The 21,651-nt window shown below is 56.2% G+C and carries 13 protein-coding genes and 1 pseudogene; 10 read left to right on the plus strand and 4 right to left on the minus strand.

The features are described 5' to 3' along the window. Positions 1-42 precede the first annotated feature (42 nt). The 4 genes from OSH03_RS20255 to fdhD form a co-directional block, all read right to left on the minus strand. On the minus strand, positions 43-750 hold the full coding sequence (locus OSH03_RS20255; protein WP_151412538.1) for a DUF1120 domain-containing protein: 708 nt from the start codon (positions 748-750) through the stop codon (positions 43-45). An 86-nt stretch (positions 751-836) separates the two neighbouring features. After that, a complete protein-coding gene (locus OSH03_RS20260) occupies positions 837-1,541 on the minus strand; it encodes a DUF1120 domain-containing protein (RefSeq protein WP_266179925.1) in 705 nt (234 codons plus the stop codon). Between the two features lie 448 nt (positions 1,542-1,989). Continuing rightward, complete coding sequence (locus tag OSH03_RS20265; protein ID WP_266179926.1) at positions 1,990-2,202, minus strand: YdgH/BhsA/McbA family protein; 213 nt, start codon at positions 2,200-2,202, stop codon at positions 1,990-1,992. A 114-nt stretch (positions 2,203-2,316) separates the two neighbouring features. After that, complete coding sequence (gene fdhD / locus OSH03_RS20270; RefSeq protein ID WP_266179928.1) at positions 2,317-3,153, minus strand: formate dehydrogenase accessory sulfurtransferase FdhD; 837 nt, start codon at positions 3,151-3,153, stop codon at positions 2,317-2,319. A 371-nt stretch (positions 3,154-3,524) separates the two neighbouring features. Here fdhD and fdnG point away from each other — a divergent pair, with 371 nt between their 5' ends. From fdnG to OSH03_RS22125, 10 genes and pseudogenes are all read left to right on the plus strand, one after another. Continuing rightward, the gene (gene fdnG, locus OSH03_RS20275; protein WP_266179929.1) at positions 3,525-6,575 is read left to right on the plus strand and encodes a formate dehydrogenase-N subunit alpha; all 3,051 of its coding nucleotides are present in this window, start codon (positions 3,525-3,527) and stop codon (positions 6,573-6,575) included. Between the two features lie 12 nt (positions 6,576-6,587). Next, the gene (fdxH, locus tag OSH03_RS20280) at positions 6,588-7,490 is read left to right on the plus strand and encodes a formate dehydrogenase subunit beta (protein ID WP_003861960.1); all 903 of its coding nucleotides are present in this window, start codon (positions 6,588-6,590) and stop codon (positions 7,488-7,490) included. Then, positions 7,487-8,122, plus strand: coding sequence for a formate dehydrogenase cytochrome b556 subunit (gene fdoI, locus OSH03_RS20285; RefSeq protein ID WP_266179930.1), 636 nt, complete (start codon positions 7,487-7,489; stop codon positions 8,120-8,122). Before fdxH ends, fdoI begins: the two co-directional genes overlap by 4 nt. Then, positions 8,119-9,048, plus strand: coding sequence for a formate dehydrogenase accessory protein FdhE (gene fdhE / locus OSH03_RS20290; protein WP_061096528.1), 930 nt, complete (start codon positions 8,119-8,121; stop codon positions 9,046-9,048). Before fdoI ends, fdhE begins: the two co-directional genes overlap by 4 nt. A gap of 201 nt (positions 9,049-9,249) precedes the next feature. Further along, positions 9,250-10,935: a ShlB/FhaC/HecB family hemolysin secretion/activation protein gene (locus OSH03_RS20295; protein WP_266179931.1), complete on the plus strand. Its 1,686-nt coding sequence runs from the start codon at positions 9,250-9,252 to the stop codon at positions 10,933-10,935. A 2-nt stretch (positions 10,936-10,937) separates the two neighbouring features. Continuing rightward, positions 10,938-11,450, plus strand: a complete 513-nt coding sequence (locus OSH03_RS20300; protein ID WP_266179932.1) for a toxin-activating lysine-acyltransferase — start codon at positions 10,938-10,940, stop codon at positions 11,448-11,450. A gap of 19 nt (positions 11,451-11,469) precedes the next feature. After that, complete coding sequence (locus tag OSH03_RS22255; RefSeq protein ID WP_266179933.1) at positions 11,470-16,239, plus strand: two-partner secretion domain-containing protein; 4,770 nt, start codon at positions 11,470-11,472, stop codon at positions 16,237-16,239. Between the two features lie 33 nt (positions 16,240-16,272). Further along, positions 16,273-20,010 carry a hemagglutinin repeat-containing protein gene (locus tag OSH03_RS22260; protein ID WP_266179934.1) on the plus strand — a complete coding sequence of 1,246 codons (3,738 nt, stop codon included), beginning with the start codon at positions 16,273-16,275 and terminating at the stop codon, positions 20,008-20,010. 294 nt (positions 20,011-20,304) lie between these two features. Next, positions 20,305-20,667 (plus strand): annotated as a pseudogene (locus OSH03_RS22225) (VENN motif pre-toxin domain-containing protein); the annotation flags it as partial. Positions 20,668-21,159: 492 nt separating this feature from the next. After that, positions 21,160-21,318, plus strand: a complete 159-nt coding sequence (locus tag OSH03_RS22125; RefSeq protein ID WP_316330806.1) for a hypothetical protein — start codon at positions 21,160-21,162, stop codon at positions 21,316-21,318. The last annotated feature ends 333 nt before the right edge of the window (positions 21,319-21,651 follow it).

A 21,651-nucleotide genomic window follows, 5' to 3' on the forward strand; every position in this document is an offset into this window, starting at 1 on the left:
GAAATAACACTCCACGGATGTGGAGTGTTTAATTTGATGCTATTACAGATAAACCAGCTCAACGTTGGTTAAACCGTCCAGCGTAGCTTCGTCGATAATATTGAGATCGTTAGTTGGGTTGATGATCGCAGACACAGCCACATTAAAGTTAAATTGAGTTTGCGCAGAAGGCATTAAGTCGCCCTGTACATCGCTAAATGCATATACTTCGCTCTTGTCTGTTTTAACAGGAATGTAATCAAGACCTTTTTTACCCCAGACTTCACCATTGTTTGATGAAAATAAAGGATAAAGGTTATCACCGTCAGCGTTAGTCGCTGCACCTGCTCTTTTATCAATACCCATGGAATAGGCGCCGATTGGCTTGCTGTTGTACATGCCCAGCCCGGCAGTATATGGAGGATCAAGCTGTAAATCTGGTGCAGCGAAGTTCGTGGTTACATCAACAGTTGGCGCAGAGTCAGCATGGGCATCATTAAACGTAACACCTACACGCGTAGCGGATTCACAGGTAATCGAAATAGGGATTACTTTCAAGTCTGCCAGTTTTGTTTGCGCTGTAGAATTCAAATCAGCCGCTTTCATCGTACCGAAATCAGCAACACCACCACCGCTAACAAAGGCTGGTGTACAGGAAGCAGGAACAATTTTACCCGTTACCTGAATATCAATACTGGATGCCGCCATTGCAGAAGACGCCGCTACAGCCAGCACGGATGCCAGCATCCCTTTTTTAAACATTGCGTTCATTTCATTTCCTTATTCAAATTAAATAGCTACCGCATAGAAAATATTAACCTGCGGCTTATGACTAAATGATTTTGTGAAAACTCAAATTACAGATAAACCAGCTCAACGTTGGTTAAACCATCCAGCGTGGCTTCATCCGTAATATTTAAATCATTGGTTGGGTTGATCTGTGCTGCGACGCCAACGTTAAAGTTAACCTTAGTTTGTGCGACAGGTTGACCAGAAGGAACGTCACTGAAGGAATAAATTTCACTCTTGTCAGTCGCGATTTGCAGATAGCGGAAACCTGATTTACTCCCCCACGAGGCGCCGTCCTTAGAGAAAATCGGGTAGAGATTATCGCCCGCATCGTTCGTTACCGTACCGGCTTCAGATTGAATACCTAATGAATAGGCACCAATTTTCTTGCCGTTATACATCCCTAAACCCGCCGTGTTTCGTGCTGATGTTTCAAAGTCCGGGTCAATGAAAGCGACAGGAACGTCCCCAGTAGGCGCAGAGTCAGCATGCGCATCGTTAAACGTTACGCCAATACGGGTCGCATCTTCACAGGTAATAGAAATAGGGATGATTTTCACATCAGCCAGCGCCGTTGCCTTCGTCGAATTCAGTGAAGCTACTTTCATGGTACCGAAATCAGCAATCCCGCCACCGCTAACAAAGGCTGGCGTACAGGAGGCCGGAACAATTTTACCTGTAACCTGAATATCAATGCTGGATGCCGCCATTGCAGAAGACGCTGCTACAGCCAGCACGGACGCCAGCATCCCTTTTTTAAACATCGCGTTCATTTAATTTCCTTATATAAGTGAAATACAAAATAAACCAGATAATTAATATCTGGCCTGGGGTTATTACGTAAAACAGCTTGTTTTTGGAAAATAGCATCACAGATAAACTCGATCAATGCTTCAAAATTCTTTTAGGATTTACGCCTGAGGAATTCCTTAAAACTCAAGATCAATCATATTTGCATTGAATGTGAAACCGGTAAGATAGCATTAAAAAAACACAATGTATTATTTTGATAAATATATGGAGAAGGCTGGTCTGACCTTATATTTGAAATGTGTATGGAATTGCTTAATTTCAAACAAAAGTAACTAAAGAGGAGAAACTTTTACAGTTATTGTTTCGTTAATCAGGAATACCCTGGAAGATATGCGGGAGATTCGGGGAAGGAACAGCAGAAAGTAAACCTGTCCCGGCTCCGAAGAGCAGGGACAGCGGCAGCATAACTTATTTGTTCAGTTCAGCGGTCATGTGTACGCGGTTGCCGGAAAACGCCTGGGTGATTTTGTACGAGGACGCGCCCGCTTCCTGAGCCTGAGCCGCGATTTTCGCTTCTGCGCTATCAATAGTGGACGCGGTTGCGGTCACAGTCTGTGCAGCGAAAGAACCAAATGAAGCAGCCAGAGCGATTACAGCGACAAAAGTTTTGATGCTTTTCATAATATAAACCCTTTCATTAAGTTGTTTAGGTAAGGCACCGTGCCTTGATGAGGTAAATACTAGCCCTCATTCTGAACAACTAAAAGCGGAAGGATTTGCTATTATCATTCAAAATTACTGATTAACTATTAACCGCTGTGGATGGGTATAAATCGTCGCCCTGCCCGGCTTGCAGAAACCCACCAGCGTCAGGTTGCAGCGCTCCGCGACTTCTACCGCCAGCGTGGTTGCCGCTGAAACTGCAAACAGGATCTCCACGCCGCACATGGCGGACTTCTGCACCATCTCATAGCTGGCGCGGCTGGATACAAGCGCAGCGCCCTGCTGCCAGACTTCACTTTCACGCGCCCGGCGTCCCAGCAGCTTATCCAGCGCGACGTGGCGGCCTACGTCCTCATGCCCTCCGGCAATATCTCCTGAGGGCAATACCCACGCCGCCGCATGCGTGCAGCCGCTCAGCTGGCCGATGGGCTGAACGTCGTTGAGGTGCTCAAGCGCACGGTCGAGATGCGCCAGATTGAAGGTCTGGGTAAACGGCAGTGGCGCGACGGGCTTGCCAATATCATTAAGCTGCTCAACGCCACAGACGCCGCAGCCGGTGCGCCCGGCCAGCGCGCGGCGGCGCTCTTTCAGCCCCATAAAGCGGCGGCTGGAGAGTTCGATTTGCACTTCAAGACCGTTACACGCCTGCACCACGTCCATGCCGTAGATCTCCTGCGGGTGCGCAATGATGCCTTCCGAAAGGGAAAAACCGATGGCGAACAGTTCGAGATCTTTGGGTGAAGCCATCATCACCACGTGCGAAATACCATTGTAAACGAGGGCAACGGGCACTTCTTCAGCCAAAAAATCGGGCGTGGCATGGGTAATGTGGGGCGGTCTGCGTACCGACAGTTCCACAATGCCCGCAGGCAGTGGCGATGAGCGGGTAGCACGGTTTTGTTTAGACACAGCGGTATTCCTGAACAACCACGGAAGTAAGCCTGCTATTGCAGCATAAACCACAGGCCTTACGCATAGTATGGATCAACTTTTCGACACTCATTCTCCTACTCATTAAGAAGAGGTGCAACCCGGCCCCCGCTACACCCCTTTAACATGCAGAGCTAATAGTGTGATCAGTATCACACTTTATAATCAACACAGTGATAATACGTTCACTTTGTATTAACGCCGTTGGAACAGGTATACCGACATTGTGGTATTCTGATGATATCCCTCGGAGAAATGAGGGATTAACGCAAATTTTTCTCCTTTGCGGTCAATTCTCAACCGCGAAGTTAAAACTACATATATAAGCAATGTCGAACAAGGAGTGACCCATGCAGGTCAGCAGAAGGCAGTTCTTTAAGATCTGCGCTGGCGGTATGGCAGGCACCACGGCAGCGGCACTGGGCTTTGCGCCTGGCGTAGCGCTGGCGGAAACGCGGCAGTACAAACTGCTGCGTACCCGCGAAACCCGTAACACCTGTACGTACTGCTCCGTCGGCTGTGGGCTGTTGATGTATAGCCTCGGCGACGGTGCGAAAAACGCCAAAGCGTCTATTTTCCATATCGAAGGCGACCCGGACCATCCGGTCAACCGCGGCGCGCTGTGCCCGAAAGGGGCCGGTCTGGTGGACTTTATCCACTCCGAAAGCCGTCTGAAATTCCCGGAATATCGCGCGCCTGGCTCCGACAAATGGCAGCAAATCAGCTGGGAAGAGGCGTTTGACCGCATCGCAAAACATATTAAAGAAGACCGCGATGCCAACTTTATTGAGAAGAACGCCGACGGCGTTACGGTTAACCGCTGGCTCTCCACCGGGATGCTGTGTGCTTCTGCCTCCAGCAACGAAACCGGCTATTTAACCCAGAAATTCACGCGCGCACTCGGTATGCTCGCGGTCGACAACCAGGCGCGTGTCTGACACGGACCAACGGTAGCAAGTCTTGCTCCAACATTTGGTCGCGGTGCGATGACCAACCACTGGGTCGACATCAAGAACGCCAACCTCATTGTGGTGATGGGCGGTAACGCCGCTGAAGCGCACCCTGTCGGGTTCCGCTGGGCGATGGAAGCCAAAATCCACAACGGTGCGAAACTGATTGTGATCGATCCCCGCTTTACGCGTACTGCGTCAGTGGCGGATTTCTACACTCCTATTCGTTCAGGTACTGACATCACTTTCCTGTCAGGCGTACTGCTGTACCTGATGACCAACGAAAAATATAACCGCGAGTACACCGAAGCCTATACCAACGCCAGCCTGATCGTGCGTGAGGACTACCACTTCGAAGATGGCCTGTTCAGCGGTTATGACGCGGAAAAACGCAAATACGACAAAACCAGCTGGAACTACGAGCTGGATGAGAAAGGCTTTGCGAAGCGCGATACCACTCTGCAACACCCGCGCTGCGTGTGGAACCTGCTGAAAGAGCACGTTTCCCGCTACACGCCAGACGTTGTTGAGAACATCTGCGGCACGCCGAAGGCGGACTTCCTGAAGGTCTGCGAGCTGATCGCGGAGACCAGCGCGAAGGACAAAACCGCGTCGTTCCTGTATGCACTCGGCTGGACGCAGCACTCCATCGGCGCGCAGAACATCCGTACCATGGCAATGGTGCAGCTGCTGCTCGGCAACATGGGGATGGCTGGCGGCGGCGTGAACGCCCTGCGCGGTCACTCCAACATTCAGGGTCTGACCGACCTCGGCCTGCTGTCCCAGAGCCTGACGGGCTATATGAACCTGCCAAGCGAGAAACAGCCTGACCTGCAGACCTACCTGACGGCCAGCACGCCAAAACCGCTGCTCGAAGGCCAGGTGAACTACTGGGGCAACTATCCGAAGTTCTTCGTCTCGCTGATGAAAGCCTTCTACGGCGACAAAGCGACGGCGGAAAACAGCTGGGGCTTTGACTGGCTGCCGAAGTGGGACAAAGGTTACGACGTTCTCCAGTACTTCGAGATGATGCACCAGGGCCAGGTCAACGGCTATATCTGCCAGGGCTTTAACCCGGTGGCGTCGTTCCCGAACAAGAACAAGGTTGTTGAATCTCTGTCGAAGCTGAAGTTCCTGGTCACGATTGACCCGCTCAATACCGAGACCTCGACCTTCTGGCAGAACCACGGCGAATCGAACGATGTCGATCCGTCGAAGATTCAGACCGAAGTGTTCCGCCTGCCGTCCACCTGCTTCGCGGAAGAGAACGGTTCTATCGTTAACTCCGGCCGCTGGCTGCAGTGGCACTGGAAAGGCGCGGACGCCCCGGGCATCGCCATGAACGACGGCGAGATCCTGGCCGGTATCTTCTTACGCCTGCGTAAGATGTACGCGGCAGAAGGCGGCGCGAACCCTGAGCCGGTGCTGAACATGACGTGGAACTACTCGACGCCGGAAAACCCTGCGCCGGAAGAAGTGGCGATGGAGAGCAACGGCAAGGCGCTGGCGGACGTTATCGACCCGGCTACCGGCGCGGTTCTGGCGAAGAAAGGCGATCAGCTCAGCACCTTCGCACACCTGCGCGATGACGGTACCACGTCAAGCGGCTGCTGGATCTTTGCCGGTAGCTGGACGCCGAAAGGCAACCAGATGGCCAACCGCGACAACGCCGACCCGTCGGGTCTTGGCAATACGCTGGGCTGGGCATGGGCGTGGCCGCTTAACCGCCGCATCCTCTATAACCGTGCCTCCGCTGACCCGCAGGGCAACCCGTGGGATCCGAAGCGTCAGCTTCTGAAGTGGGACGGCGCGAAATGGGGCGGCGTGGATATTCCGGACTACAGCACCGCCGCACCGGGCAGCGACGTCGGGCCGTTTATCATGCAGCCTGAAGGGATGGGGCGCCTGTTTGCTATCGACAAGATGGCGGAAGGGCCGTTCCCGGAACACTACGAGCCGTTTGAAACGCCGCTGGGCACCAACCCGCTGCACCCGAACGTGGTCTCTAACCCGGCAGCCCGTATCTTCAAGGGTGACTTTGAAGCGCTGGGTAAAAAGGACAAGTTCCCGTACGTGGGCACCACTTATCGTCTGACCGAACACTTCCACTACTGGACCAAGCACGCGCTGCTTAACGCCATCGCGCAGCCGGAACAGTTTGTGGAGATCGGCGAGAAGCTGGCGAACAAGCTCGGCATTGCCCATGGCGATACCGTGAAGGTCTCCTCTAACCGCGGCTATATCAAAGCCAAGGCGGTGGTGACCAAGCGCATTCGCACGCTGAACGTTCACGGTCAGCAGGTGGATACTATCGGTATTCCGATTCACTGGGGCTATGAGGGCGTGGCGAAGAAAGGGTTCATTGCGAACACCCTGACGCCGTTTGTCGGCGATGCGAACACGCAGACGCCGGAGTTTAAGGCCTTCCTCGTGAACGTGGAAAAGGTGTAACGGAGACGACTTATGGCTTATCAATCTCAAGACATTATCCGTCGTTCCGCGACTAACGGTTTCACGCCCGCGCCTCAGGCGCGGGACCACCAGCAGGAAGTGGCGAAGCTTATCGACGTGACCACCTGTATCGGCTGTAAAGCCTGTCAGGTGGCCTGTTCAGAGTGGAACGACATCCGTGACGAAGTGGGTCACAACGTCGGGGTGTACGACAACCCGGCAGACCTGACCGCCAAGTCCTGGACGGTGATGCGTTTCTCGGAAGTGGAGCAGAACGACAAGCTGGAATGGCTTATCCGCAAAGACGGCTGTATGCACTGTGCGGATCCGGGCTGCCTGAAGGCATGTCCGTCAGAAGGGGCTATCATTCAGTATGCCAACGGCATCGTCGACTTCCAGTCCGAGCAGTGCATCGGCTGCGGCTACTGCATCGCCGGCTGTCCGTTCGACGTGCCGCGCATGAACCCGGAAGACAACCGCGTCTACAAATGTACGCTGTGCGTAGACCGCGTTAACGTGGGCCAGGAGCCAGCGTGCGTGAAGACCTGCCCAACCGGCGCTATCCACTTTGGCTCTAAAGAGGATATGAAAACGCTGGCGGCAGAGCGCGTAGGCGAGCTGAAAACCCGCGGTTACGACAACGCGGGCCTGTACGATCCGGCCGGGGTTGGCGGTACGCACGTCATGTACGTATTGCACCACGCCGACAAGCCGAACCTGTATCACGGCCTGCCGGAGAACCCGGAAATCAGCGCCACCGTGAAGTTCTGGAAAGGCATCTGGAAACCGCTGGCAGCGGTAGGTTTTGCTGCCACCTTCGCAGCGAGCATCTTCCACTACGTCGGCGTTGGTCCGAACCGCGCGGAAGAGGAAGACGACAACCTGCATGAAGAGAAAGACGAGGTGCGCAAATGAGAAAACGTGACACCATCGTGCGCTACACCGCACCGGAACGCATCAACCACTGGGTCACCGCCTTCTGCTTCATGCTGGCGGCGATAAGCGGGCTGGGGTTCTTCTTCCCCTCCTTCAACTGGCTGATGCAGGTGCTGGGCACGCCGCAGCTGGCGCGCATCCTTCACCCATTCGTGGGTGTGGTGATGTTTGCCTCGTTTATCATCATGTTTTTCCGCTACTGGCACCATAACCTAATCAATCGGGATGATATCTTTTGGGCGAAGAATATTCGTAAGATCGTCGTCAACGAGGAAGTAGGTGATACCGGGCGTTATAACTTCGGCCAGAAATGCGTATTCTGGGCGGCGATTATCTTCCTGGTCCTGTTGCTGGTGAGCGGCGTGATCATCTGGCGTCCGTACTTTGCGCCTGCTTTCTCAATCCCGGTGATCCGATTCGCGCTGATGCTGCATTCATTTGCCGCAGTGGCGTTAATTGTGGTTATCATGGTGCATATTTACGCCGCCCTCTGGGTGAAAGGCACCATTACCGCGATGGTGGAAGGATGGGTAACCAGCACGTGGGCGAAGAAACATCACCCGCGCTGGTACCGTGAAGTCCGAAAGACAACGGAAAAGAAAACTGAATGAGTATTCGCATAATCCCGCAAGATGAGCTGGGGTCGAGCGAGAAACGCACGGCGGAGTATATTCCGCCGTTGTTATTCCCCAGACTCAAGAACCTCTACAACCGCCGCGCAGAGCGTCTGCGCGAGCTGGCAGAGAACAACCCGCTGGGCGATTTTCTGCGTTTTGCCGCGCTGGTCGCCCACGCGCAGGAAGTGGTGCTGTACGACCACCCGCTGCAAATGGACCTGACCGCACGCATCAAAGAAGCCAACGCGCAGGGCAAACCGCCGCTGGACATTCACGTCCTGCCGCGCGACAAGCACTGGCATAAGCTGCTGCATTCGCTGATTGCCGAGCTGAAGCCGGAGATGAGCGGCACGGCGCTGGCGGTCATTGAGAACCTGGAAAAAGCCTCCGATCAGGAGCTGGAAGAGATGGCGAGCGCGCTGTTCGCGTCCGACTTCTCGCTGGTCAGCAGCGATAAAGCGCCGTTTATCTGGGCCGCGCTGTCGCTCTACTGGGCGCAAATGGCAAGCCTTATCCCGGGAAAAGCCCGCGCCGAATACGGCGAAGCGCGCCAGTTCTGCCCGGTTTGCGGCTCCATGCCCGTCTCCAGCATGGTACAGATTGGCACCACGCAGGGGCTGCGCTACCTGCACTGCAACCTGTGTGAAACCGAGTGGCACGTGGTGCGCATCAAGTGCAGCAACTGCGAGCAGACCCGCGATCTCAACTACTGGTCGCTGGAAAATGAAGACGCGGCGGTGAAAGCCGAAAGCTGCGGCGACTGCGGAACCTACCTGAAGATTCTGTATCAGGAAAAAGACCCGAAGGTCGAAGCGGTAGCGGACGATCTCGCCTCGCTGATTCTGGACGCAAAGATGGAGCAAGAGGGCTTTGCCCGCAGCTCGATTAACCCGTTCCTGTTCCCGGGTGAAGGGGAGTAGTCTCCTGTGACAGTGCCGGGCGGCGCACGCTTGCCCGGCCTGTAAATTCCCGCTTTTTTAAATCCGCCTCCCCACGTCTCAAGCCCCTGCCATAGCGCGAAATTTCAGATTTTATTTAGGCGCTGCGCGTAGAAAACTCACTATTACTTCGTCACTATCCCTCGCAACAAAACATGACTATTTGTAAGGGAAAGTGTTGAAATGGAATTTCGACTGTTTACGACGGGCAGAACCGCTTTTTTCATTTGCGCTGTTCTCAGCCTTTCATCGGCGGCTGTCGCCGCACCGGCAGATGAGCAATTTATCCTTCAGCAACAGCGTCAGCATGCTCTGGAAGCCCAGCTGACGCCGCAGGCACCGGACGTTCGCCTGCAGCCCCCCGCCGAAAAAGCCATCACCACGACATTCCCAGCCGAGACACCCTGTTTTGTTATTCACGACGTCACGCTCGCGGGACAGGAGGCATTGCCACACTGGCTTCCGCTGCAACGCCTCGCGGATCGGGCGGTGGGAAGATGCCTCGGCGCGAAAGGGATTAACCACCTCATGAGCACGCTTCAGAACCGGCTGATTTCCCACGGCTGGACGACCGCACGCGTGCTGGCCCCCGCTCAGGATATAAAAAGCGGCCATCTAAAACTGGCCGTGATACCGGGAAAAATTCGTCACGTCACCTTAACCGACAAGAGCAGCCCCTGGATTTGGCTCTACGGCGCCTTCCCGGCGCATGACGGCAATCTGCTCGATTTACGGGACATTGAACAAGGGCTTGAGAACCTCCAGCGTTTGCCCACCGTGCAGGTGGAAATGGAGATTGTTCCTGCCGAACAGCCCGGCGAGAGCGATATTGTCATTTCCCGCCAGCAGCGCAAGTTCTGGCGGCTTGGCCTGTCGCTTGACGACGCCGGTTCGTCATCAACCGGGCGCTATCAGGGTGGATTGACCCTCTCACTGGATAACCCGCTGGCGTTGAGCGATCTCTTCTGGTTTTCCATTAACCACGACCTGCAAACCGGGCCGGAGAAAGGCAACCAAAACCTCAGCGCTCACTGGTCCGTTCCGGTTGGCTGGTGGGGGTTTTCCCTGACCGGCAGCGACTACCACTATCACCAGACGGTCGCCGGACTGAGCGGTGATTACCGCTACAGCGGGAAGAGCCAGAGCCTGGCTGCCCAGATCAGCCGGGTACTGCACCGCAACAGCGCGCAAAAAACCGCATTCACCTGGGACGTTGAGAGCCGGACAACGCGAAACTACATCAGCGACACCGAAATTGAGGTTCAACGCCGCCACGTTTCCTCCTGGAAAGCAGGGCTTTCGCACCGTCACTATTTCGGCCCGGCAACGCTGGATGCGGGAATAAGCTATCAGCGCGGTACTCGCTGGTTTGGCGCGCAGCCTGCGCCTGAAGAAGTTTTCGATGAGGCCACGGCGCTGACGCGCATTCTTCGCACGGATGCCCGTCTGAGCCTGCCGTTTGAGCTGATCGACCAGCGTTTCCGCTACGACATAGCCTGGCAGCGCCAGACCAGCACCACTCCACTGACCTCGCAGGATCAATTCTCTATTGGCGGACGCTGGACAGTGCGCGGCTTTGATGGCGAACGCACCCTGAATGCCGATCGTGGCTGGCTGGTGCGAAACGATCTCTCCTGGCAAACCCCTCTCCCGGGCACCGAGTTTTATCTGGCAGCCGACTACGGCGAAGTTGCGGGTAACGGAACGGAATACCTGGCGGGAAATCATCTGGCCGGCGGCGCAGCCGGGCTACGCGGCACGCTCTGGAAAGTCGGCTTCGACCTGTTTGCAGGCGTGCCATTTTCTCGCCCCGAGGGCTTCAAAACCAGCCCGGCCACCTTCGGCTTCAACCTGAATATGGATCTCTGACGATGCGATATGGCGAGTTCACGGTCCACTGTCCGTTCATGCTGGGTGAAACCCTTAACGAAGCAGAAGCGCTGGGCGCATCGGTCTGGCTCTGGATGCATTCTTTCAACCACCGGGATGCGCCGCTGCACGTGCTGCCTGTGGTTCTTCTGCCCATCATCAAACGCCAGCAGTACGTACTGGTAGAAAAAGAAGGTCGCCCGATCTTTTTTCTGAGCTGGGCGTGGATGAACGAAGAGGCTGAACGCCGCTACCTCAACGAAGCCGCAATTTTTCTGCCGGAGAAAGACTGGTGCAGCGGCGATCGCCTGTGGTTTCGCGACTTTATCGCTCCCTTTGGCCACGCGCGGGACATGTTCCGCCTGTTACGCGAAGAGATTTTCCCGCATCACATGGCCCGCTCTCTCTGGCATCGCGGTGAAGAAAAAGGACGCCGCATCAAAACGTTTTACGGCAAACGGGTCACGCGCGACGCGTTGCTGCACTGGAAAAAGACGCACCCGCTGAACGGATAAAACATAAAAGGATTTTCACATGAACAAACGCCTTTACCGTATCGTCTTTAACAAAGCTCGCGGCATGCTGATGGTGGTATCGGAGCTGGCTCGCGGCTGTTCTGGCAGCGCGCCCTCTTCCGGTATCCAACATTGCCACCAGCGGCTTATCTGCCGTATCGGGGCGATTAGCCTCAGCCTGTGGCTGGCAGGCGGAGCAGTAACGGTACAGGCCGCAGGGATTGTGGCGGATAAATCTGCACCCAATAAACAGCAGCCTACCATCATCAGCACCGCCAACGGTACGCCGCAGGTGAATATCCAGACCCCTTCAGCGGGCGGCGTTTCCCGCAATACCTTCAGTCAGTTCGACGTTGACCAGAGTGGTGTGGTTCTTAACAACTCCCATAAAAATGCCGCCACCCAGCTTGGCGGAATGGTGGCAGCCAACCCATGGCTGGCAAAAGGCGAAGCGAAAATTATCCTCAACGAGGTTAACGCCCGCGATCCGAGCCACCTTAACGGTTTTATCGAAGTGGCAGGACAAAAGGCGGACGTCGTCATCGCCAGCCCGTCGGGCATTACCTGCAACGGCTGCGGATTTATCAACGCCGGGCGCGCCACGCTCACCACAGGCACGGCGCAAATGCAGAACGGTCAGATAACGGGCTACCGGGTCGAGCAGGGTGAAATCCACATCAGCGGTAACGGAATGAACGCTACCGGGCAGAGCCACACCGATATCATTGGCCGAGCGGTGCAGATAAATGCTGCCATTCATGCACAGGATTTACGCGTTACGACCGGGCGAAACAGCGTGGATGCCGCTCATGAACAGATCGCTGCGCTCGCGGATAACGGCACGGCAAAGCCCAGCCTGGCGCTGGACGTATCGCAGGTGGGCGGCATGTACGCCGGCAAAATTCGCCTTCGCGGGACGGAAAAAGGCGTCGGCGTGCGTAATGCGGGCAATATTGGCGCAGAGGCCGGGATGGTTACTCTCTCAGCCGATGGCCGTATCGAAAACAGCGGTGCAATCTGGTCTTCCACTGACGTTGCCCTCTCCGGCAGCGCTTCCATGCAAAACAGCGGATCCATCGCGGCTCAGCGTAACGTCAGCCTGACAGGCAACACGATTGCCAGCACCGGCACGCTGGCCGCAGGCGTACAGCCGGACGGCACATTAGGCCGCGACGGCGACATAACGCTCAACGCCAGCGGAAAACTTGAGATGCATGGCCTGAACGCGGCGGGCGGAAACGTAAGCGCATCCGGGCTGGGTCTTGATGCCTCCGGGAGCCTGACGCAGGCAAAAAACATTACGCTCAATGCCGGACAAGGCGATATCAGCACCACCAGCGCGCAAATCGTCGCGAATGACCGGCTCAGCGTCACCACGTACGGCACCCTCGATAACAGCAGCGGCCTGCTTGCCGCCGACCGCGTCACGCTCACGGCGAAAAAGCTGCAAAACCAGAAAGGCCAGATAAGCCAGAGCGGAACGCAGACGCTGGAACTTAACCACCGGGACGGTATAGATAACCGCGACGGTACTATTGCCGCAAACGCCGCTGTAACCCTTAGTGCCGCCGCGCTGGATAACCGTAAAGGCCAGATCCTGGCGGCAGATGCGGGTAGCTTGTCGTTACAGACCGCGGGTGCGGCGGATAACCGCGAAGGTGTTCTGGCCGCCGCAGAAAGCGTTAGCGTGACGGCAGACCAGCTGTTCAATGACAGCGGGCTTATTACCGCGGAAAAGGGCCGCGTCGCGCTCGCCAGCGTTAAGCCGATTACCAACGTCAGCGGACAAATCGCCGCCCGCACCACGCTGTCCCTCGAAAGCGGTGCCTTGAATAATAATTCCGGTCTTATCCAGTCCGGTTCGGCAATGTCCATCAACACGCGCGGCAATGCGATTTCAAACAAGGACACCCTCGCCACGGGGGGCATCGTCAGCTTTGGCGAGCTGGACGTTCGTGCCAGCACCATTGATAACCAGTACGGCATGCTGGCCGGTGCGCAAAAGAGCACGATTCAGGCCACCCGCGTGGATAACCGCAACGGCACACTGGCCTCTGAAGCCACCCTGCAGCTGGATGCGCTCTCCGTTGACAACCGGTTCGGTACGGTCAGCGCGACGGGAGCGCTTAATGCACGTACCGGGACGCTTGAGAATACACAGGGAACGCTGGTCTCGGGTGACGACGCACATATAGAAACCGCGCAAATCGTCAATCAGGGAGGGCTCATCGCCGCCCAACGCGATGTTACGCTGACGGCGCAACGTCTTGATAACGACGGTGGCGGTCTGGTGCAGAGCGGCGGCGATCTGACGCTGGACGTTGAGCACATCAGCAACCGCGAAAGCGGCGACACTGGCGGGATCGTCAGCCAGGGGAACATAGCGATTCTGGCCGCCGAGGTGCAAAACGATACGGGAGTCGTGCTGGCGGGGAAACAGGCGACGCTAGACACCACCCGCTTCAGCAACATTGCTGGCACGCTGGTAGCGCTGGACGCGCTCACGCTTGCAACGCGCAGCGATACCGATAACCGTCAGGGAGTGATGCAGGGCAACGGCATTTTCCTGGATACACACGGATATCAGCTGGATAACCAGCAAGGCACGCTCTACAGCCTGGCGTCAATGCAGCTGGCGACTGCCATCCTGAATAACCAGAATGGCACGATTGGCGCAAAGAGCGATATCACGCTGCACGCCGCGTCGCTGGATAACCGCGCTGGCGGGCGCGTGGTCAGCGAGCAGGCGATCGCGTTAAATCTCGAACGCCTTGATAACCACGAGGGGCAAATACAATCCTTCGGTAACCTGATGGTCAACGCCGTTTCGGGGGTTATCGACAATACGCTTGGGCTGATGCGCAGCGGCGCAACGGTGACGCTCAACGCCGCCAGCCTGATCAACCGTAACACCCAGGCCGCCGAGAAAGGGATTGAGGGGCTGGATGTGGCCATCGTCAGCCAGCAGCTTGATAACGCGCAGGGAACCGTGATTTCAGGCGATACGCTGCACATCACGCAAGCCGAAACCCTTAATAACGCTCAGGGCGAACTGTCCGCCGCGGGCACGCTGTCGCTGAGCGGCGCGGCTCTGCGCCTCATCAACACAGACGGCGTCGTGATTGGCGGCGAGAACGTCACACTTGAAGCCGACTCCCTGACCGGCGATGGCCAGATCCTCTCGCTCGGCGACATGATGGTTCGCACGCAGCAGAGTTTTAACAACGCGGGTGACGTCATCGCTAACGGCAGCATGACATTCACCACGCCGGGTAGCGTGACCAATAGCGGTAACCTGCTGGCAGGGGCAAAACTTGATCTCAGCGCCGCCAGCCTGCTCAATACCGCGTCCGGTGAGATTGCCGCCGGAGCGACCTGGCTGACCGTCTCCTCTTCACTCAGTAATTACGGTCTTATCGACGGCAGCCAGACATGGATCAAAGCTGACACGCTGTCCAACGTCGGAACGGGGCGACTTTATGGCGACCATATTTCACTTCAGGCGACAACGCTCAATAACCTCGCCCAGGACGGTACGGCGGCAACCATTGCCGGACGCCAGCGCGTGGACATCGGGGCAGGGACGATCAACAACCGTGACCACGCGCTGATTTACAGCGACGGCGTGCTGGCCATCGGTGGACGCGTGGATGAAAATGGCTTTGCGACCGGGCAGGCGCAAACGCTGAACAACCACAGCGCAACCATTGAATCCGCTGGTGATATGGCGCTCTCCGTTAGCCAGCTTAATAACATCAACGACCATTTCAGCACCGAGGTGGCGTGGATCTCCACGGAGCAGATCCACGAATACCAGCACAGCGGGTCGCCCAATCGCTGGAGCGCCGATGATGAAGGGGTGTTTGTCGACCACAATTCGTCCGACGACCTGCTGAACCTCAACACGCCGGACGATACCGGCGCCAACAACGACAACTTTTACGAATACAGCTACACCCGCACCATCGAAGAGGAGGTCATCGCAGAGAGCGACCCTGGCAAAATCCTCTCCGGCGGACAAATGACCATCAGCGCGGACCACGTTCTGAACGACAAAAGCCAGATTGTCGCGGGAGGGACGCTCGGTATTTTCGCCGATACGGTCGATAACTTCATGCCGGAAGGCAGCCGGTGGATAACGGATGCTGGCTCGGTTACTCACTACAGCCGTAAAACCAAAAAAGGTGGCGACTCGCAGGGAAAAAGCACCTCGGACTATCTGCCACCCGTGGTGATCCAGTCTATCACCCTGTCGCCAGGAAAAATGGAAGGATACAGCCAGGCCGAGGGCAGCGGCATGACCCTTTCGCCCACCACCGCGCACGGAACAGATGCCGCGCTCAGTGGGACGGGTAGCCTGTCCGTCGACGTGGACGCGGCTTCACCGGAACAGGAAAAGCTTGCTCCTGTATTACCTGCAGGCAATACGGCAGGAAAATGGATTGAAACCCCTGCCAGCGGCGCAGAGGGCGATGTGATCCGCGCAATCGCCCCCGACATCCGCCTGCCGGACAACAGCCTGTTTAACACGCTGCCAGCACCCGATGCCCGTTACCTGATCGAGACCGACCCGCGGTTCACGAACAATAAAGAGTGGCTGGGCAGCGACTACATGCAGGACGCGTTCGCGCTGGACCATGACAATATGCACAAGCGTCTTGGCGACGGCTATTACGAGCAGCGGCTGGTGCGGGAGCAGGTGATTGCGCTTACCGGCGAGCGTTACCTGGGCGATCACCGTGACGACGAAACGCAGTTCAAAGCGCTGATGGATGCCGGTATCGCCTAGCTTGTTCCAGGGGTAGCGCTCACCGCCGAGCAGATGGGTCTGCTGACGGAAGATATGGTTTGGCTGGTCAACACCCGCGTCCAGCTTGCGGACGGAAGCTGGCAGACGGTGATGGTGCCGCAGGTTTATGTTCGCGTACAGCCGGGTGACGTTGACGGCGCGGGCGCGCTGATGGGCGGGCAGAACGTGGTGATGAACCTGAACCGCGATCTGGTCAATAGCGGCACGATCCACGGCAAGGAGAGGGTTCAGCTGAGCGCAGACTCCCTCACCAACCGCGCGGGCACCATTCACGGTGCGGATGTCAGCCTGTTGGCCCGCACGGATATTAAAAACATCGGCGGCACAATCTCGGGTAACCATTCCGTAGTGGCAACCGCCAGGCGGGATATCAACCTCACCACCACGACCCGTAGCGCCAAAAGCACCGCCGGGAAAAACAGCTTTGAGCGCACCACCCTTGAGCGTGTTGCGGGCATCTACGTTCAGGGCGACGACGGCAAGCTTGTGCTTAACGCCGGGCGCGATCTCAACCTGACCGGGGCGCAGGTCGTTAACAGCGGCAGCGAGAGCCAGACGGTGCTTAACGCAGGACGTGACCTGAACCTCACCACCGTGACTACTTCCGCCAGCGATAACCTGACCTGGGATAAAAATAACTGGTTGAAGCAGTCCACCACGCAGCAGGTGGGTAGCGAGGTGGCTGGCGGGGGCAATGTCTCGATGATGGCGGGCCGCGACGTTAGCGCTCAGGCCGCGACCGTCGAAGCGGGCAGCAGCCTTGCCGTCAGCGCAGGTCGCGACATGTCCATCGCCGCCGCCATCGACAGCAGCGAATTTGAATCACACCATCAATCCACCGGCAGCAGCGGCGCGTTCTCGAAAAAAACCGTGACCACGCACGATGCGGTAAATAGCGAGACGGCACAGGGTTCCCTGTTCAGCGGCGACAGCGTAACCCTGCAAGCGGGACATGATTTACGGGTCCAGGGTAGCGATATTGTCGGAGATAACGATGTCCGGCTCGCCGCCGGAAACAATCTGACCGTCACCTCAGCAGAAGAGCACGGCCTGGAAAGCCATCAGCGACAGGAGAAAAAATCCGGCCTCTCCGGCACGGGCGGCATCGGTATCAGCTACGGCAGCCAGAGCCTGAAGGTGGCGGATAATGCGCAGGAGGTGACCCATCGCGGCAGCACCATCGGTTCCGTAAACGGCACTGTCTCGCTCAGCGCAGGTAATGACCTGACGGTGCACGGCTCAGACCTGATCGCCGGGCAGGACATGACGCTTGCCGGGAAAAATGTCAGCATCACCGCCGCCGCGAACAGCAGCGCACAGAGCCATACCGTGGAGCAGAAGTCCTCAGGCCTGACGCTCGCCCTGTCCGGTTCCGCAGGCAGCGCGCTTAACACCAGCGTGAGCACCCTGAAACAGGCCAGGGAGACCGATAACGATCGGCTGGCCGCGCTGCAGGCGGTAAAAGGTGCAATGACCGCGGGACAGGGGGCGCAGGCGGTCCTCAGCGACCAGGCCACCGGCAACCAGGCGGGCAACGACAACACCGTCGGTATCAGCCTCTCTTACGGCAGCCAGGCCTCAACATCGACGCAGACCATGAAGGAGACCACGGCGAAAGGCAGCAGCCTCTTCGCTGGCAATAACCTCTCGGTGGTGGCGACGGACGGGGATGTGCTGGTGCAGGGCAGCCAGCTGGATGCCGGAAACGACCTGCTGCTTCAGGCCAGCCGCGACGTAAACCTCATATCGGCACAAAACACCTCAACGCTTGAAGGTAAAAATGAGAGCCACGGCGGCAGCGCGGGCATCGGGATTGGCTTTGGATCCGGCGGTGCGGGCATCAATATTTCCGCCAGCGTGAATGCTGGTAAAGGTAAGGAGAACGGCACCACCCTCACCCACACCGAAACCACGGTTAACGCGGGGGATACCCTCACTATCGTCAGCGGCCGCGATGCGAATCTCACCGGGGCGCAGGTCAGCGGGGAGAGCGTGCTGGCCGATATCGGCCGCAACCTGACCATTACCAGCGAGCAGGACACCGACCACTACGACAGCAGCCAGAAGAACATCAGCGCAGGCGGCAGCTTCAGCTTCGGCACCATGACCGGCTCGGGCGGCATCAGCTACAGCCGCGATAAAATGGAGAGCGATTTTGCCTCCGTACGGGAGCAGAGCGGGATATTCGCAGGCTCCGGCGGGTTTGACGTCACGGTGGGCGGCCACACCCAGCTGGACGGCGGCGTGATGGCCTCTGCGGCCACGGCGGATAAAAACCGCCTCGACACCGGCACGCTCGGCTGGCGGGATATCCATAACACAGCCGAATACAGCGTGGAGCACCAGAGCGCGGGCATCAGCACCGGCGGCAGCATTGCGGGACAGTTTGCCGGGAATATGGCAAACGGCAAGCTGAGCGGGGCAGACAGCAGCGGCAGCGCGGAAGGCACCACGCGTGCTGCGATTGAGAATGGCTCGGTGATTGTCCGTGATAAAGCGAATCAGGCGCAGGACATAGCCACCCTCTCCCGCGATACGGCAAATGCAAACGGCACCATCGATACGATATTCGATAAGGAAAAAGAGCAGCGCAGGCTCGACGAGGCGCAGCTTATCAGCGACATCGGGAGCCAGGTGTCTGATATCGCCCGCACGCAGGGCGAGCTGAACGGGGAGGCACAGTCCGGCACGGGCAGCGACATCCAGCGGGCCATCCAGGCCGCCACCGCTGCGGCTCAGGGGCTGGCGGGCGGAGATATGACCGCCGCGCTGGCCGGAGCGGCTGCACCGTACGTGGCGGAGATTATCGGTCACCGGTCCGGGCTGGACGACGGGATGGAAAAAGCCGCAGCCCACGCGGTGGCCAGTGCCGTACTGGCGGCAGTGCAGGGGAAAGATGCGCTTGCAGGTGCAGCGGGTGCCGCCGCCGGAGAGCTGGCAGGCACGCTCGCGCTGGAGATGTACGGGAAAGATGTTACTGCGCTGAGCGAAAGTGAAAAGCAGACCATCAGCGCCCTGGCGACCCTCGCCGCAGGCATCGCGGGCGGGCTGACGGGCGACAGCACGGCATCTGTGGTGGCAGGGGCGCAGGCCGGGAAGACGACGGTGGAGAATAACTCGCTGGCGCATGTACTTGCTGCGGCAGAGGCGAATAAATCAGGTACGGTAGATAAGTGGCAGGAAGAGCAGCAGGCTGCGATTAAGGAGGCGTGTAGTGGGAATACGCCAATGTCCTGTCAAATGGCTGTGGCTGCAATGGGAACCGTGATGTCAGGAGGTGTTCTTCCTGAAGCGATGGTTATTTCTGGAGCTATAACTGCTGGCGCAGTTAGTGCTATCGACTTTGGTTTTAACGGTTCAGTTGATCCTAAAAATGTCATAGCAGCATACTGGACTGGAGTTTTAACCAGAAATACTGGCTACAAATCTACTGTGTTAATAAATGCGGCCAGTGGCGCTATAACTAATTCTATCGATGGAAAAAACCCATTCTTATATGGCACTATTAGTGGCGTCGGTGGTGCTATCGGTTATGGCTTAGGTAATAAAATACTTACCCCTGCTTTAGATGATTTCATTAACCCAACATGGAAAGTATTACAGTGGGATGATATTGGGGTGGGAATGTCCCAGCCCTCACATTTGAATCCTACCCCCGGTATAACAGGCACTTTCTTTGGTGGTGGTGCAGGTGAAGGATTTAATGTTTTAGTTGATCCCAATAAAAATACCGTTAATGGAGAACAATAAAAATGTTATTTTTAAAATGGCTATCATTACTGATTTTTCTTGTGCTAAGTTTTATGTTTTCATCTTTTATACTTAGTTGTTTTATATATTTAGCTGCAAAAATATATCTTTATTTTGTTCGCGATATTCCCTTTGGTACGTATCTCCCTGGCTTTTTTAGGATAATCAAAGGGTTTTCTTTTGGAGCAATCATTGCTGGCATTGGATGCTGGTATATTTATTATAAAAACGAAAAATTATAGTTGATAATAACCTGATGGGCGGGAGTGAAGATGCACAGGCAGCGTGGTTACGACCACCGCGCTGGCCGGAGCCGCCGCACCGTACGTGGCGGAGATTATCGGTCACCGGTCCGGACTGGACGACGGGATGGAAAAAGGCGCTGCCCACGCGGTGGCAAATGCCGCACTGGCAACAATGCAGGGGAAAGACGCGCTTGCGGGTTCAGCGGGTGCTGCGGCCGGAGAGCTGGCGGGCACGCTCGCGCTGGAGATGTACGGGAAGGATGTTAGTGCGCTGAGCGAAAGGGAAAAGCAGACCATCAGCGCCCTGGCGACCCTCGCCGCAGGCATCGCGGGCGGGCTGACGGGCGACAGCACGGCATCTGCGGTGGAAGGGGCGCAGGCCGGGAAGACGACGGTGGAGAATAACCTGATGGCCGGGAATGAAGATGCACAGGCGGCGTGGTTACGACAACACGGAACGGATATGGCGTCATGTGCCGATAACCCGTCCGGGGCGGCATGTCAGAAAGCAATAAATGAGCGGGATGCTGTCACACTGGCGATTGCATCTGGAGGAACGGCTTTTCTCTCAGGGGAGGCACTGGCACTTTGGGCATTAGGGGCTGGAGCGAATGCAGGTATAAGTTATTGGTTTGATGGCACAATTGATCCGGCAAATGCAGTTATTGCTGGCTGGGTAAACGTAATTAGTAGGGGTTATGGCGCAGTAGGTACTGTGGGCTGGAATGCCGCCGGAGGGGCATTGGGTAACTGGATTGATGGTAAAGTCCCGTTGTCTGGCGCATTAATCAATGGTGTGGGTTCTGTCGCAGGCTATGGTATCGGTAAGGGCCTTTCGTGATGAATAAACTCTGGTGCAAACTGGTGGAAAGTTGGATGGGATCCGAAATTCAACCCAGAGCTAATGCAGCTGACTGAAATAAAAGGAGATTTCTGGATTTCAAAGGAAATGGTGCCAAGTAATGTTCCCAGTTCAATTGGCGACATTGGAGATAGTATATCTTCAGAAGTTGGCGGTACATATAAAGAATACAAAATGAAAAAAGCAGGAGGTGGTAAATGAAATCACTAAATTTCATGTTCCCTTTATTTTTTTGATTGCTTTTAGCATAGTGTCAATTTTTCTAACAGGGGTGGTTTTATATATATGTGGGGAGTTTTTTTTCTTTTTTTATAGAGGGATACAAATGTCTTTTTCATCAAGGTTTTTTCTTTTGTTAATCAAATTAAGTGTAAGTATAGGTAGCTTTGTTGGTTCAATGTTATGGGTTGCTAATTCGCTAAAAAAATGATCACTTTCGCTTCAGAAATTTGTGGGATATGACCGGAGTGAAGTTATGTGGTCACGTCAGCATGGTGTTGACATGACAACTTGTAATGAAGGCCCATCAGAATC

This window comes from Enterobacter nematophilus (assembly GCF_026344075.1).
Classification (GTDB): Bacteria; Pseudomonadota; Gammaproteobacteria; order Enterobacterales; family Enterobacteriaceae; genus Enterobacter; species Enterobacter nematophilus.